Origin of the sequence: Micromonospora pattaloongensis (genome assembly GCF_900107255.1) — a bacterium.
Classification (GTDB): Bacteria; Actinomycetota; Actinomycetes; order Mycobacteriales; family Micromonosporaceae; genus Micromonospora_I; species Micromonospora_I pattaloongensis.
This window is the reverse complement of record NZ_FNPH01000013.1, coordinates 18,031-32,305: the sequence shown is the minus strand read 5'-3', so window position 1 is coordinate 32,305 and position 14,275 is coordinate 18,031. Positions and strand designations below refer to the sequence as shown.

At 70.9% G+C, this 14,275-nt stretch carries 9 protein-coding genes; 6 read left to right on the top strand and 3 right to left on the bottom strand.

What is annotated here, in order from left to right:
- The first annotated feature begins 70 nt into the window (after positions 1–70).
- Positions 71–2,125, top strand: coding sequence for a putative bifunctional diguanylate cyclase/phosphodiesterase (locus BLW47_RS22490; RefSeq protein ID WP_175543761.1), 2,055 nt, complete (start codon positions 71–73; stop codon positions 2,123–2,125).
- A gap of 145 nt (positions 2,126–2,270) precedes the next feature.
- Here BLW47_RS22490 and BLW47_RS22485 read toward each other — a convergent pair whose 3' ends face one another.
- The gene (locus BLW47_RS22485; protein ID WP_139307418.1) at positions 2,271–2,561 is read right to left on the bottom strand and encodes a hypothetical protein; all 291 of its coding nucleotides are present in this window, start codon (positions 2,559–2,561) and stop codon (positions 2,271–2,273) included.
- 95 nt (positions 2,562–2,656) lie between these two features.
- Here BLW47_RS22485 and BLW47_RS22480 point away from each other — a divergent pair, with 95 nt between their 5' ends.
- Both BLW47_RS22480 and BLW47_RS22475 read left to right on the top strand, forming a co-directional pair.
- Positions 2,657–3,994 (top strand): helix-turn-helix domain-containing protein, encoded by a 1,338-nt coding sequence (locus BLW47_RS22480; RefSeq protein WP_091561814.1) that lies wholly within the window; start codon positions 2,657–2,659, stop codon positions 3,992–3,994.
- A gap of 140 nt (positions 3,995–4,134) precedes the next feature.
- Positions 4,135–4,383: a hypothetical protein gene (locus BLW47_RS22475; RefSeq protein ID WP_091561811.1), complete on the top strand. Its 249-nt coding sequence runs from the start codon at positions 4,135–4,137 to the stop codon at positions 4,381–4,383.
- Positions 4,384–4,454: 71 nt separating this feature from the next.
- Here the strand turns inward: BLW47_RS22475 and BLW47_RS22470 are convergent, their stop codons facing one another.
- Both BLW47_RS22470 and BLW47_RS22465 read right to left on the bottom strand, forming a co-directional pair.
- Positions 4,455–5,339, bottom strand: a complete 885-nt coding sequence (locus BLW47_RS22470) for an aminoglycoside phosphotransferase family protein (protein WP_091561807.1) — start codon at positions 5,337–5,339, stop codon at positions 4,455–4,457.
- A gap of 199 nt (positions 5,340–5,538) precedes the next feature.
- A complete protein-coding gene (locus BLW47_RS22465; protein ID WP_091562024.1) occupies positions 5,539–6,063 on the bottom strand; it encodes a GNAT family N-acetyltransferase in 525 nt (174 codons plus the stop codon).
- Between the two features lie 299 nt (positions 6,064–6,362).
- On the opposite strand from BLW47_RS22465, the gene BLW47_RS22460 reads away from it, so the two are divergent.
- The 3 genes from BLW47_RS22460 to BLW47_RS22450 all read left to right on the top strand — a co-directional run bounded on the left by BLW47_RS22460 (position 6,363) and on the right by BLW47_RS22450 (position 14,253).
- Entirely contained in the window at positions 6,363–12,656 is a 6,294-nt protein-coding gene (locus tag BLW47_RS22460; protein ID WP_091561803.1) for a DNRLRE domain-containing protein, read from the top strand.
- A 64-nt stretch (positions 12,657–12,720) separates the two neighbouring features.
- Positions 12,721–13,521: a DUF4240 domain-containing protein gene (locus tag BLW47_RS22455; RefSeq protein WP_091561800.1), complete on the top strand. Its 801-nt coding sequence runs from the start codon at positions 12,721–12,723 to the stop codon at positions 13,519–13,521.
- An 81-nt stretch (positions 13,522–13,602) separates the two neighbouring features.
- Entirely contained in the window at positions 13,603–14,253 is a 651-nt protein-coding gene (locus BLW47_RS22450) for an ABC transporter ATP-binding protein (protein ID WP_245736944.1), read from the top strand.
- The last annotated feature ends 22 nt before the right edge of the window (positions 14,254–14,275 follow it).

The following is a 14,275-nucleotide window of genomic DNA, read 5'->3' as shown; positions in this document are numbered from 1 at the left end:
GATGATCCAGACAGGGGTCGGCGCGCACCCGCGCACGACCCGACGCAGCCGCGGACGAAGGGAGCCGGCGATGTGGCGCGGGCGCAACGGGGCGGACCGCAGCACGGGTGCGGGCACGACCGACGAGTCGCGGGCCCGCCGTCAGCGCAGCCTCGCGACGACCGGCGCCCTCGCCGCCGTGCTCGTGGCCCTGTCCGCGTACACCATCGTCGGCACCTGGCAGATGACCTCGATCACCCGCGAGCACAGCACGGCGCTGTCGGTGGACGGCTGGTTCAGCGAGGCGCGCAGCGCGACGGCGCTGGAGGAGGCGCACGCCCGGCACTACCAGGTCGAGCCGTCGTGGGCGGTGCGGCTGCGGTACGTCGCCGCCGCCAACGACGCCGAGGAGGCGCTGCGCCAGGTCACCACCACGGGTACGGCGGACGCCGCCGCCGACGCGCGCCGGCTGCTCGACCGGCAGGCGGCGTACCGGGAGCGCACCGACCGGCTGCTGAACATGGTCGCCGACGGAAACCCGGAGTGGCCCAGCTTCGACCGGCTGCAGGTGACGCCCACCTACTACCAGCTCCAGCACGACATCGGCACGGTGAACCGGGCCTACCACACCCGTGCGCAGGTGCAGGCCGCCGCCCTGGAGACGGCGCAGGTACGGATGCTCGCCGGCACGTCCGTCGGGTTCGGGCTCGGCTTCGTCCTCGTCGCGGTGATCTGGCGGGTGGTGCTCGGCTACCAGCGCCGGCTGGCCCAGCAGGCCGACGCCAACGAACACCTGGCGCTGCACGACCCGCTCACCGGCCTGCCGAACCGGGCAATGTTCCGGCGCCGGCTGGCGCGGGCGCTGCGGCAGCTGAAGTCCACACCGGACGGCCAGCTCGCCCTCATGATTCTCGACCTGAACGGCTTCAAGGCGGTCAACGACACGCTCGGGCACGCCGCCGGCGACCAGCTGCTCGCCGAGGCGGGCCAGCGGCTGCGCAGCAGCGCCCGCGCCGGCGACGTGGTGGCGCGGCTCGGCGGCGACGAGTTCGCGGTGCTGCTGCCGCAGATCGCCGACGTACGCCAGGCCACCCGGGTCGCCGACCGGATCGCCGAACGGCTGCGCGAGGACTTCCTGCTCGACGCCGGGCCGGCCGCGGTCAGCGGCAGCATCGGCGTGGCGATCGGCCCGCTGCACGGCGTCAGCGACGAGTTGATCCGGCACGCCGACGCCGCCATGTACCGGGCGAAGTCGAACGGCGGCGGCTTCGCTGTCTACGACCCGGAGGTCGACGCCGAGACGCCGGACCGGATGGCGCTCTTCGGCGAGCTCCGGGCGCTGCTCGACGCCGGCGACCCGGACGGGCAGCTGGTGATGTTCTTCCAGCCGCAGATCCGGATCGAAGACGCGACCGTCACCGCGGTCGAGGCGCTGGCGCGCTGGCGGCACCCGACGCGGGGGCTGCTGATGCCCGGCGCGTTCCTGCCGATCGCGGAGGCCCGCGCCCTGGAGATCCCGCTGACGTACCACCTCATCGACGTCGCGGTGGCCCAGGCCGCCGCCTGGCACCACGCCGGCGCCCCGCTGGTGGTCTCGGTCAACGTCTCACCCCGCTGCCTGCTGGACCCGCAGTTCGCGCCGCGGGTGCGCGCCGCGTTGGCCTCCTCGGGGCTGCCGGCCGGGCTCCTCCAGCTGGAACTGACCGAGACCAGCGTGATGACCGAGCCGGAACGCTCCCGCGAGGTGCTGCGCCAGGTACGCGAGCACGGCGTGAAGGTCTCCATCGACGACTTCGGCACCGGCTTCAGCTCACTGGCCCAGCTCAAGCGGCTGCCCGCCGACGAACTGAAGATCGACCGTACGTTCGTGCGGGAGCTGGCCGACGACCCCGAGGACGTGGTGCTGGTGCGCAGCGCCGTCGACCTGGCCCACAACCTCGGCCTCTCCGTCGTCGCCGAGGGGGTGGAGGGGCTCGACGCGCTCGCGCTGCTGGCCGAGCTCGGCTGCGACCTCGCCCAGGGCTTCGCGCTCAGCCGGCCGGTGCCGGCCGACGAGCTGCTGGCGGCGTGCGCGCGGGCCCAGCAGGAGGCGCGTCGGGTGCCGGGCGGTGCGGCGCGGCTGCCGTCGCTGCGGACGGCGGGTTAGGTCGTCCGGCAACCGCGCCGCCCACACCACGTCGCTGTCGGTGGGCGGCCCGTCGTCCATCACCGCCACCACCGGCTGCTGACGACGACCAGGAAAAGGAGGATGAGTACGGCGCCCGGCCAGCCGGTGCGCAGCAACAGCCGGATCACCGCCGCTCCCCCGGCTTGTACTGGTTGAGCTGGCCCAGGGTGAGCAGGGTCCCGTGGATCTCGGTCGGGCCGTTCCACCGGTTGTTCAGGGCGTGCGCGATGCGGCGCGCACAGGCCCGCTCGTACTCCCGGCGTTGCTGTTGCGCGGCGGCGTCCAGGATCGCCTGCCGGGCGGCCCGGCGCGCCCGTCGGCGTACCCACGGCAGCCACCGCCACTGCGGTCCGCGCAGCTGCGCTACCGCCCGCCGCCCACGGTGGCCCGCGAACCGCAACCGTGCCCGAAGCATCGACCACGTTCCCTTTCGACACGACATTTCTGTAGCGTCACGGCTACGGATGGCGTGCGGGATGGGTGACCTGATGCGCGCCCGGGCTGGCAACGGTGGGCAACACCGGCGAAGAGGCGGCGGCGGTGTCGGAGACCTTCGGCGAAGCGGTACGCAGGTGGCGCGCGACCCGCGGCGACATGAGCCTGCGCGAGTTGGCGCGCCGGGCGCACGTCGACCCCGGCCACCTGTCCCGCGTCGAAACCGGGCGCCGACCACCCGCACCCACGATCGCGGCGGCGCTCGATCTCGCGCTCGACGCGGGCGGTGACCTCGTCGCCCGCGCGCGGCCCGCCGGGTCCGTGCGGTGGTCGCGCGACGGGACCTGGCGGCGGCCCGACTCCGAAGCACTGGCGGGGATGCTGCTCGCCGAAGCGCCCACCGCCGAGAACGCGGTGCGGCTGGCGCACGAGTGGCTGATCACCGACCCGCCCCAGGTGTACGAGGCGCGCGCCGGCCGTCGGATCGGCGACGCGACGGTGGAGCGGGTCGAGCGGCGCGTGCACCAGCTGCGGCTCCTCGATGACCACGTGGGCGGCGTCAAGACGCACGAGATCGTGACGGCCGAACTCGCCGCCACTGCGGCCCTGCTCCGCGAGGGCTCGTACACGGAGCGGGTCGGGCGGCGGTTGCTCGTCGCGGTCGGCGAGCTGTGCCAGTTGGCCGGCTACGTCGCCACCGACGCGGGCCGGTACGCCGAGGCCGAGCGTCGCTATCTCGCGGGCATGCGCGCGGCGCAGGCGGGTGGTGACGTGGCGGGTGCCGCCAACAACCTGTCGACGCTCGCCTACCAGGAGGCGAACGTCGGCGACCCCCGCAGGGCGGTGACGCTCGCCCGGTCCGCGTACTGCGGGGCGCGGCATGCCGCGAGCGCGACAACACGGGCGTTACTGCTGGAGCGGGTGGCGTGGACGCACGCGCGCGCCGCCGAAGCCGAGCCGGCGGTACGCGCGCTCGACGCGGTCGAGGAGGCGTTGACACGACGGCGGCCGGCCGATGATCCGGCGTGGGTGTACTGGCTATCGGCGGACGAAACGGCGGTGATGGCGGGGCGCGTGTGGACGCAGCTGCGTCGGCCGCTGCGCGCGGTGCCGATCCTGGAGCGCACGACCGCCGGATACGGCGAGGAGACGGGCCGGGAAACCTCGCTGTACCTGACCTGGCTCGCCGAGTCGCTGCTGCAGGCGGGCGAGGTCGAGCGGGCGGCGGAGGTGGCGATGCGGGCGGCTGCGCTCGCCCGAAGAGCGGATTCGGTGCGCGCCGGCGATCGCGTGGCCGCGCTGTGGCCGCTGTTCCAGCCATACCGGGGCATACCTGCTGTCGACCAGTTGACGGAGCAGTTCCGGTTCGCGACTCCGCGACACAGCGTCGGAGGACGTCCGCCGGCCGATTGAACCGATCTGTGCGCGGATCGTGACATGCGCTCGGCCCGCCTCCTGCTGACCCGAGCCACAGAGAGCCAAATATGCCATCCGGCGATTTGGCCAAATACAGGGCAGCGTCATTTGGTCTGGATAGTTGACATACTTGCCCGATGGACCTCGACGCCGCCGTACGCGATTTCAGCCGCGCTGTGTCCGGCATCGATGCGGCGAAGCGAGCCGCCAAGCGGCGCGTGGAAGCGGCCCGCGAACGTGCCGAGGCCGCACGGGCGGCGCTGCACGCCGCGATGGTGGAGGCGGCCCAGAACGGGATGCGACCCGTGGAGATCGAGCGTCGGACCGGCTACACGAAGGAGCGGGTACGGCAGATCCTGCGTGCCGGCGGCGTCGAGCCTGACTGACGCGGGCGCATACGAACACATTCCCGCATCTCACGGGCCGGTCGTTACGGTGTATACCGTCCGACGACGGGTTACCCGACCTCAGAAGCCAGATCCTGGAGAACCTCGGCGATCGCTCGGCGGCCCAGGTCGGCCATCGCGGGATTGGTACGACGGTAGTAGGTGATGCCACCGACGAACGTCAACGCCCAGGCGCGCCCACGCGCCCAGGTGGCGTCGTCGAATCCGGCCGCCGCCCGGAAGGTTGGCCGGGTCTCGGCGGTCAGCAGCGTCCACGCGGGCAGCGCGTCGCAGGCAGGGTCCCCTACACCGGCCGCGCCGAAGTCGATGACGGCGGTGAGTCTCCCGTCCTGGACCAGCACGTTGCCAGGCAACAGATCGCCATGCGTCCACCTGGGCGGACCCGACCACTGTGGAAGATCGAGGGCGTCCTGCCAGACGGCGAGTACGGCCTTAGCGTCGATCAGACCCTCTGCCTTGGCCACCCACTCCCGTACGTAGGTGTCGCGCGTATGCAACGGGCCGGTGCGGTATCCCTGCCGTGCGCCCGTGGCGTCGAAATCGCGTAACACCGCGATGAACTCGCCGAGGCTTTGGGCGAAGCGCTGGTCGCCACCGTCGTTCTCGGTGGGATGCACGCCCTCCACCCAGCGGTTGATCGCCCATGGGCAGGGATATGCCTCGTCGGGTGTCCCGAGGGCGATCGGCTCGGGGATCGCCGCCGGAACCACCGCAGCCAGCCGCGGCAGCCATTCGTACTCGAACCGGACCTGCTCGACGGCCGCCGCGATCCGCGGCAGGCGGACCACCATGTCGTCGCCCAGCCGGTAGATGGCGTTGTTTGTCCCCGTGGACTCGACCGCTCTCAGGGGAAGGTCCGCCCACTGCGGGAATTGCCGCGCCACCAGCCGACGTACGAGGCGCGCGTCGACGACATATTCGTTGTCGTGCATCATCGCGGCAGACCCTATCGGCCGTCCAGCCAAGCCGCACGTGACTTAGAGCTTGTTTGAAAAGGTCTGTTATGGACGGCATGGTGGCACGACATCCGCCGACGGGCCGGGGAGGGCCGCACGGTGTCTGCTCGCCGTGGCTACCCCTCTGGCCTGACCGACGCGCAGTGGAAGCTGATCGAGCCGCTGCGCGTCCGACGAGTCACCCAGTCCTCGTAAATCCCTCTGGGCGCCGCATCTCGAACAGGACGCTGTCGTGCCCGACCGCGTCAGGTCGGCTTCCCACGCGAACCGCACCGACTTTCTCCAGTGCTCGCTGGGAACGCCGATTGTCCGGGCCGACGAGAAACACCACCCTCTCGACGAAGCGGAACGCGTGCCCCAGCATGAGGGATTTCAGCTGCCCATTTGCTTGGCCGCCCCAGTACGACCTGGCCAGGAACGTCCACCCGATCTCGACTTCGCTGCGTCGCTGATCGTAACCGTGGAATCGGGACGACCCGATGATGTCGCCCGCAGCTGACGTGACCGCCAGAGCGCCGCCGGACGCCAGGGACTCCGCGAAGAACCGCGTGAAGACCTCGTACCGGTACCGATCCCTGACGGGATGCTGATCCCAGAGCAGAGGGTCACGAGCAACCTGATAGAGAGCGTCGAAATCCGTCGAACGCAGGGGCCTGACGCCGAGGAGATCCCCAAGGAGCACGGGCTGTAGATCGATCGGCATGATCGAGTGTATCGGCGGGCCTGCCGGCCTGAGGAGGTCCACCCGTCGCGCGCGAAGCGCAACCCGTTCGCCCCACCCAGGGTACGGCACGTATCAGTTGCGGACAGTTGGACAACCGAGAGTCCTCGCAGCAGCCCCGGCGGTCGAGGGCATCGCGGGCCGCTGACGGCGTGGTAAAACCTTCCTACAAATCGACAGGCACCGTAGCGAGTCGCGGTGTTTGTCCATATTAGAGGAGTGGAATGCATCGGTTTCCACGGAGGTCCAAGCTTTTCGCCGTCAGCGACAGGCGCAGACGAATGCGCCTGCGTCGGCTACTGGCCTCGGCCCTGCCGCTTCCGCTCGCGATAACGCTGACCCAGGGCATCCCGACCCAGCCCGCCATCGCGGCGCCGGCCGCCCCGGCCGCCCCGGCCGCGTCGCAGCCGCGCCCCAAGGAAGCCGCCGACATTCGGTCGGCGCGAGTCGCCGCCAAACTCTCCGGCCTGCGCGTCGAGGCGCTGTCCGAGCGCACCGAGGACAGCACCACCTGGGCGAACCCGGACGGATCACTCACCTCCGAGCTGGCCGGCGGACCCGTACGGTTCAAGCGAGACGACAAGTGGGTGGACGTGGACGTCACGTTCAACCCCCGGTCCGACGGGTCGGTCGAGTCGCGGGCGCACCCGCTCGGACTGCACGTTGCCGGGGGGACGGGCGCCGCGCCCCGCTCGCTCACCGAGGCGCGGGCGACCAAGTCGCGTGATTTCCTGACGCTCGGGGAGGGTGACGGGAAGATCACCCTCGGCTGGCGCGGCAACCTGCCCAACCCCGTCGCCGACGGCGCCACGGCCACCTACGTGGACGCTGTTCCCGGTGCGGACCTCGTGGTCGAAGCCACCCGGACCGGCTTCGAGCAGTTCGTCCGCGTCAACCAGCGCCCGGCCTCGACGGACTTCTCGTACACGTTGCCGCTCAAGGCCCCGGGCCTGAAGCTGACCCAGAACAAGGACGGCGGCGTCGACATCGCCGACCGCAAGACCGGCAAGCTGAAGGCAGTGATGCCCGCGCCGGTCATGTGGGACGCCGCCACCGACCCGCGTACGGGCGAGCGCACGCACACGGCCCCGGTCGGGCTCCGGCTGGCGCAGCGCGGCGCCGAGGTGGACCTGCTGGTCACGCCGGACGCCAAGTTCCTGGCCGACCCGGCGACGAAATACCCGGTGACTGTCGACCCGTCGACCGGGTACCTGGGCAACGTCTTCGACACCTACGTGCAGCGGGGCGTCACCACCGACCTGTCGAGCGCGACCGAGCTGCTCATCGGCTACCCGGGCAGCAGCAACAGCGACGGGACCACCAAGATCGCGCGGTCGTTCATCACCTGGAACACCGCGCCGATCGCGGACTCGATCGTGCAGAGCGCGCGCCTGAGCCTCTACAACAATCATTCCTGGACCTGCCAGGCGCGGCAGTGGCAGGTGTGGCCGGCGGACCAGGCCTCGACCTCGACCCGCTGGGCCAACCAGCCGGCGATGCTCACCGACCCGGCCTACCACACGTCGACCGAGACCCGGGGTCACCCGGACTGCAACAACGACGGCTATGTCAACGCGGACATCACCAATCTCGTCTCGGTGTGGGCCGGGCTCCGGTCATCGCGCTCCGGCATGGGCCTCAAGGCTGGCAGCGAGACGGACACGACTTACTGGAAGCGGTTCAACTCCGGCAACGCCGCGAGCAACATTCCGAAGCTGCTGGTGACCTACAACTACCGGCCAGGGACGGCCAAGCAGTTGCAGGCCGGTCCGCCGTACTTCCTGCACGGCAGCGCTTACCACGTGAACTCGGTGACGCCGACGCTGCGCTACACCGCGGGCGACACGAACAACGACAAGGTCCAGGGCACTTTCGAGGTCCTCGACGCCTCGACCAACGCGCTGATCACCCGTTTCACCTCGCCCTGGACTCCGGCCGGGCAGACCGCCTCCGGCCAGGTCCCGGCGGGGCTGCTCACCCACGGCAAGACCTACAAGTTCAGGGTCGTCACCTACGACGGCACGCACTGGGACACCATCGGCTCGGCCTATACCAACTTCGTGGTGGACACCGCCGCGCCGTCCGCACCCGCGTCGTTGACCTCGACCGACTATCCGACCGGGCAGTGGGTGCGCGGCGCCGGCCAAGCCGGGTCGTTCACGGCCACGCCGCCCGCCGGCACCGACCATCAGTGGCTGGAATGGTCGCTGGACGGCATCACCTGGAACCGGATCGAGACGGCCGGCCGGGCGAACCCCGTCACGTTCTCGGTCACCCCGGCGGTCAACGGGACGCACGGCCTGCAGGTGCGGGCCGTCGACAAGGCCGACAACGCGAGTCAGCCGCTGACGTACACATTCCACGCCGGCCCTGGCGGCTTCCTGACGCCCTCAGACGGCCAGCGCACCGCCCGACGGGTGGTGCTCGCGGCGGAGTCGGACGGCGCTCGTTTCGACCGGGTCTCCTTCTCCTGGCGCCGCTCGTCGACCGAGGCGTGGGCGCCGATCCCCCTGGCACACGTGACCGACGCCGGGCAGCCTGTGGCGTCCTGGCCGGTGCCGCTCACGAACGGCAAGAACGCGCCGCTGACCTGGAACGTGCTCGACACCGTCTCGCTGGACGGCAACATCGAGCTGAAGGCGGACTTCATCGGGCCGGGCGGCAGCGGCTCGACCCAGCCGCTGGCGCTCGTGGTCGACCGCAACGCCCCGGGCGCCGAGGACATCGCCGCCGGACCGGGCAGGTTGAACCTGCTCACCGGTGACTTCGAGCTCAGCGGCTCCGAGGCGACCTTCTTCGGCATGTCGATGAGCCGCACCGCGTCGTCGCGCAGCCCGGCAGCGGGCGTGCGCGAGGGCCAGGTCCCGATCTTCGGGCCCCAGTGGGTCGCGGGAATCGTCGCCGACCGGCCGGGGGCCGGCTACACCCATCTGACCAAGACGTCCGCCACCTCGCTCGATGTGATCGGCGAGGACGGGACCCCAGCGCACTTCACGGCCGGTCCGAACGGGACGTGGGTGGGCGAGCCCGGCAGCGAGTCGGCGACGCTCACCGGCTCGTTCACCGGCCAGTTCCAGCTGACCGACGCCGAGGGCAACGTCGTCACGTTCGCCAAGGTCGACCCCGCGGCACCGGACTGGCAGGTCACCGAATCGCTGATCGCGGGCCTGGACGACTCCACCACCAAGGTGGTCTCGGAAAAGGTCGTGGTGGACGGCAAGACGATGGCCCGACCCAAGCGGATCATCGCGCCGACCAGCGCGGTGGACGCGGCCACCTGCCTCGCCGCGATGACGACCAAGGGCTGCCGGGCCCTGGAACTGATCTACGCGACAACGACCACCGCGACGCCGTCGGCGCTGGGCGACTTCGCCGGCCGCGTCGTGCAGGTCAAGCTCTGGGCGACCTCGCCGGGGGCGAGCGGTGCCACCGCCACGACGGTCGCGCAGTACGCCTACGACGACGCGGGGCGGCTGCGCGAGGACTGGGATCCGCGGACCAGCCCGGCGCTCAAGACCGCGTACACCTATGACGCGGCGGGCCGGGTGCTGAGCCTGACGCCGCCCGGGCAGCTGCCGTGGACCTTCACCTACGGCAACGTGGGCGGGGCGACCGGCGGGGACGGGATGCTGCTCAAGGTGTCCCGGCCGACGCTACGGACCGGTACGGCCGACCAGGTGGACGGCACCGGCACGCTGTCGGTCGTCTACAACGTGCCGCTGAGCGGGGCCCGTGCCCCGTACGCGTTGGGCGCCTCGGATGTGCGGAACTGGGGTCAGACCGACCTGCCGACCGACGGCACGGCGATCTTCCCGCCGGACGCCGTCCCCGCCTCGCACCACGGCCCCGACCTCGACGCGAACGGCTACAAGCGGGCGCTGGTCTACTACCTGAACGCCTCGGGTGCGGAGGTGAACACCAGCGACGCGGCCGGCAACATCGCCACCACCGAGCACGACCGGTTCGGCAACGTCGTCCGCGAGCTCACCGCCGCGAACCGGGCCCGCGCCCTGGGCATGACCCAGGCCGACCGCGACGAGCTGGTCACCCTCGGCCTATGGGACCTGACGGTCGCCCAGCGCGCCGAGTTGCTCTCCACGCGCACCACCTTCGACCGGGAGGGTAACGAGGAGCGCGAAGTGCTCGGCCCGATCCGGACGATCACGCTGGCGAACAACCTGAGCCGGAACGGCACGGTGGTGATCCCGGCGGGCACGGCGGTGATCGCACGTTCCCGCACGCTCAACGAGTACGACGTGGGCCGCCCGACCGACGGCAGCGCGAACATCGAACACCAGATCACCAAGGAGACCGCGGGCGCCGAGTTGCGGCAGTTCCCCGGTCTGATGGCGGACGCCCGGGTGTCCACCATCGGGTACGACTGGGAGGCCGGCCTGGCCAACCTCTATACCCACGACCCGGCCGGCCTCGCCATCTCCCGCCGCGTGAGCCACGACGATCAGGGCCGCGTGACCCGTGCGTGGCAGCCGAAGAGCGCCGACAACGACGCCGGAACGACCGTGAACACCTACTACACCGGTGCCGGTTCCGCGCCGTGCGGTGGCCGGCCGGAGTGGGAAGGGTTGCTCTGTTCGACCGGCCCCGGCGGGGACATCACGGGCGGCGGTTCCGCGCCGGCCAAGCTGCCGACCAAGACCTACGAGTACGGCCGGCACGGTGAACGCACCAAGGAGACGACCACGGCGAACGGCGTGACCACGACGTCGACCCTGACCTACGACGATGCCGGACGGCAGGGAAGCCTGACCGTCACGTCCGGCATCGGCACGGCGGCGCCGGTCAGCACCAGCGAGTACGACCCGGTGAGCGGGCTGCTCACCCGCACCACCTCGCCGACCGGCGGCACCATCACGCGGGCGTACGACAAGCTCGGCCGCCTGGTCTCCTACACCGACGCGGACGCGGGCGTCACCACCACCACGTACGACAGCCTGAACCGGATCGTGCAGGTCAGCGACTCGTCACCGTCGACGGTCGCGTACAGCTACGACCTGGCGATCGACCCGCGGGGGTTGCCGACCGGCATGACCGACTCGGTCGCCGGAGTGTTCGGCGCCCGCTACGACCGCGACGGCGACCTGGCCGAGGAGAAGCTGCCCGGCGGTTTCACCGTCCGCAACCAGTCCGACCCGGCCGGGGCGCCGACCTCACGGACCTACACGCGGGACTCGGACGGCACGGTCGTCATGAGCGACGCGGTCACCTCGTCGGTGCACGGGCAGTGGCTCTCGCACACCGGCGTGCCGGGTGAGCTGTCCACCCAACGCTACCGCTACGACTCGGTGGGCCGGCTGGTTGAGGTGAACGACGTGCTGGCCGGCACCTGCACCCGGCGCCTCTACGAATTCGACAAGAACTCGAACCGTACGGCCAAGAAGACCGCGACCGGCAACCCGGGTGCGGAGTGCCCGACCAGCGGCGACATCGTGCAGACCCACACGTACGACTCGGCGGACCGGCTCGTCGACACCGGGTACACCTACGACGCACTGGGCCGCACGACCGCGCTGCCCGGGGGCCGTACGGTCGGCTACTTCACCAACGACAAGGCCCGGGAGTTGGTCGGCAACGGCAAGCGGCAGACCTGGACACTCGACGCCGCACATCGCTACCGATCCTGGACGGTGGAGACCAACGTCAGCGGCACCTGGCAGCCCTCGCAGGCGAAGCTGAACCACTACGGCGCCGACGGCGACAGCCCCCGCTGGACGGTCGAGAACGGCGCCGGCGACGTGATCCGCAACGTCACCTCGGTGAGCGGGAAGCTCGTCGCGAACACCGGAAGCTCCGGCGGGACGGCCCTGCTCCTGACCAACCTGCACGGCGACGTCAACCTGGTGCTGCCGCTTACTGGAGGCGAGTCGCCGACGGTCGTGGTCATGGACGAGTACGGCGTCGTCGCGGCGGAGACCAAACCCCGGTACGGCTGGCTGGGCGACCGGCAGCGCAACGCCGAGACGGTCACCGACATGATCCTGATGGGTGCCCGCATCTACGACCCGGGGACCGGGCGCTTCCTGTCCCGCGACCCGATCGAGGGCGGCAACAGCAACAGCTACATCTACCCGGCCGACCCGATCAACTTCCTCGACGCGGACGGTCAGGCCGCGGTGGTGCTCCTGCCGGTTGCCGCGGGGACGCTCGCGGTGCTGGCTGTCGCCGTGATCATCCTGCTCGTGCTGTGGGTCATCGCGTACTACTGCTACGTCGCGGGCTGCACCATCGCGGTGCCCCGCATCCGCCCGAAGGTGCCATGGCCCGGCAAGCTGACGCGCAAGTCGCTCACCGACAAGCGGCCCTACATCGGGTACATGATTCATTACTACGGCCGCATCTGGAAGTACGGCATCTCCTCGGTCGGGGCCAGCCGCCCGGCCAGCCAAATCTCCACGTGCAACCGCTACTACGGGGTCAGCTCAGGCTGCCGGTACACCATCATCCGATGGGGACTCCGCGGCTGGTACAATGCCCGCCGTTGGGAAGCCGCCCAGATCCTGAAATATGTCGCCCGGCACTGGCACTGCCCGCCCGGGCAGTACGACAGTTGCCGCTGACATCCCGCCGGTCCGCGCCCCGTTCCGGGGCGCGGACCGGCCTGCCTTCCGGGGACGTGTTCTCGTGACCGATGAGGAGTTCTGGGCGTTGATCCGTTCGCTCGGCGGGGTGGCCGACGAGCGAACGGTGGCGCGCCTCTGCGGCGAGCTGGGTGACCGGGCGGCCGCGTTCCAGCAGCGACTCGATGAGATGGTGCGCGCCCTGGACGGAAGCCGGTTCCTGGGCCTGCCGGTCGGTGATGTGTCGGACCCCCCGGGCGTCGAGCCGCTGCCGCTGACCGGCACGGCGCTGGAAAATCTGCTGCTGGCGGTGGTGGCGGCGGGGCCCGACGTGTACGGGTCGGTCCGCGCGGAGCCGGCCGTGGTGAAGACCCGGCGGTGGTCCTTCAGCGAAGCCGACCGGTTGGGCCGCGTGTTCGAGCGGATCGTCGGGCCGCCGGGCTGGTGCCGGCCGCTGGTGTTCGGAAGCACCGGGCACTGGCTCTCCTATGCCGACGCGGTTCACGAGATCGCCACGGCGCTGGACGCCCGTGACGACTGGCGGTCATGGTGGGCGGCCGCCGGCCGGGAGCGGCTGGAACTCGTCATCGAGCTCACCGACGACGACGGCGGCACCGTGCGCACCGGCGGCCGCATCGTCCGGGCCGACTTCCGGTTTCCGCTCCAGCGCTTGCTGCACCGGCCGCCGGGCGTTGCGGCCAGGCTGGCCGCCGAGGACGTCACCCGCATCATGCGGGCCGTCACGGCGAAGCTCAGGCTGCCCGCCCCGCCCGCGACGCCGTGGCCGGCGAACGCCGAGCCGGAGGACCCGCGGAGCGCGGACCGGGCAGCCCGGCTGAAGGAACTACGCCGCAAACACCGATGATCTCGCGGCGCTGCGCCGATCTCGACGGTCGTCATGACAGACAACCGGGTCAGTGGGAGTCGACGACGTGAGACGAATTCCGTGAGTGCGGGAGTCCTCGGTTCCACTCAGGCCGTCGTGGTCGACAGTCTTCGAGTCTCGTACGGCAGCGTCACGGTCCTCGACGGTTTCAGCCTGCGCCTGCCGGAAGGCTCCGCCTGCGCCGTCACCGGCGAGAACGGTGTCGGGAAGTCGACCTTGCTGCGCTGCGTGGCCGGCCTCCAGGAACCCACGGACGGCATCGTGACCGTCTTCGCCGAGCAGCCGGGCCGGACTGTCGGCTTCTGGCGACAAGTAGCCACGACGGTCGAGTCACCGAGCTGGTACCAGGGGCTGACGGTCCGGGAGCACCTGGACCTGGTGCGCCTGGCCAATGGCTGCGACCCGAACGACGGCCGGATCGAGGAACTCACCGACACGCTCGGCCTCGCCGGTCTGGCGGACGCCCTGCCGGGAACGCTGTCCTCCGGGCAGCGCCAGCGCTTTCTCCTGGCCGCGACACTCGTCCGACCGAGTCGCCTGCTCGTGCTCGACGAGCCCGAGCAGCGACTCGACCATGCGGTCAAGCGCGAGGTCGCGGCATGCCTGCGGTCCTACGTCACGTCCGGCGGGACGCTGCTCATGGCAAGTCACGACGACGACTTCCTGGGTGCGGTGGGCGCCGACCGGGTCGTGCTGGGCGGCTCCCGGTGACGGCCGGCCACGACGGCGAGAC

What these genes read in the sequence shown, in the direction of transcription:
- BLW47_RS22490 (WP_175543761.1), top strand. Translation starts at nt 71, where the DNA reads ATGTGGCGCGGGCGCAACGGGGCGGACCGCAGCACGGGTGCGGGCACG.
- BLW47_RS22485 (WP_139307418.1), bottom strand. Translation starts at nt 2,561, where the DNA reads ATGCTTCGGGCACGGTTGCGGTTCGCGGGCCACCGTGGGCGGCGGGCG.
- BLW47_RS22475 (WP_091561811.1), top strand. Translation starts at nt 4,135, where the DNA reads ATGGACCTCGACGCCGCCGTACGCGATTTCAGCCGCGCTGTGTCCGGC.
- BLW47_RS22470 (WP_091561807.1), bottom strand. Translation starts at nt 5,339, where the DNA reads ATGATGCACGACAACGAATATGTCGTCGACGCGCGCCTCGTACGTCGG.
- BLW47_RS22465 (WP_091562024.1), bottom strand. Translation starts at nt 6,063, where the DNA reads ATGCCGATCGATCTACAGCCCGTGCTCCTTGGGGATCTCCTCGGCGTC.
- BLW47_RS22460 (WP_091561803.1), top strand. Translation starts at nt 6,363, where the DNA reads ATGCGCCTGCGTCGGCTACTGGCCTCGGCCCTGCCGCTTCCGCTCGCG.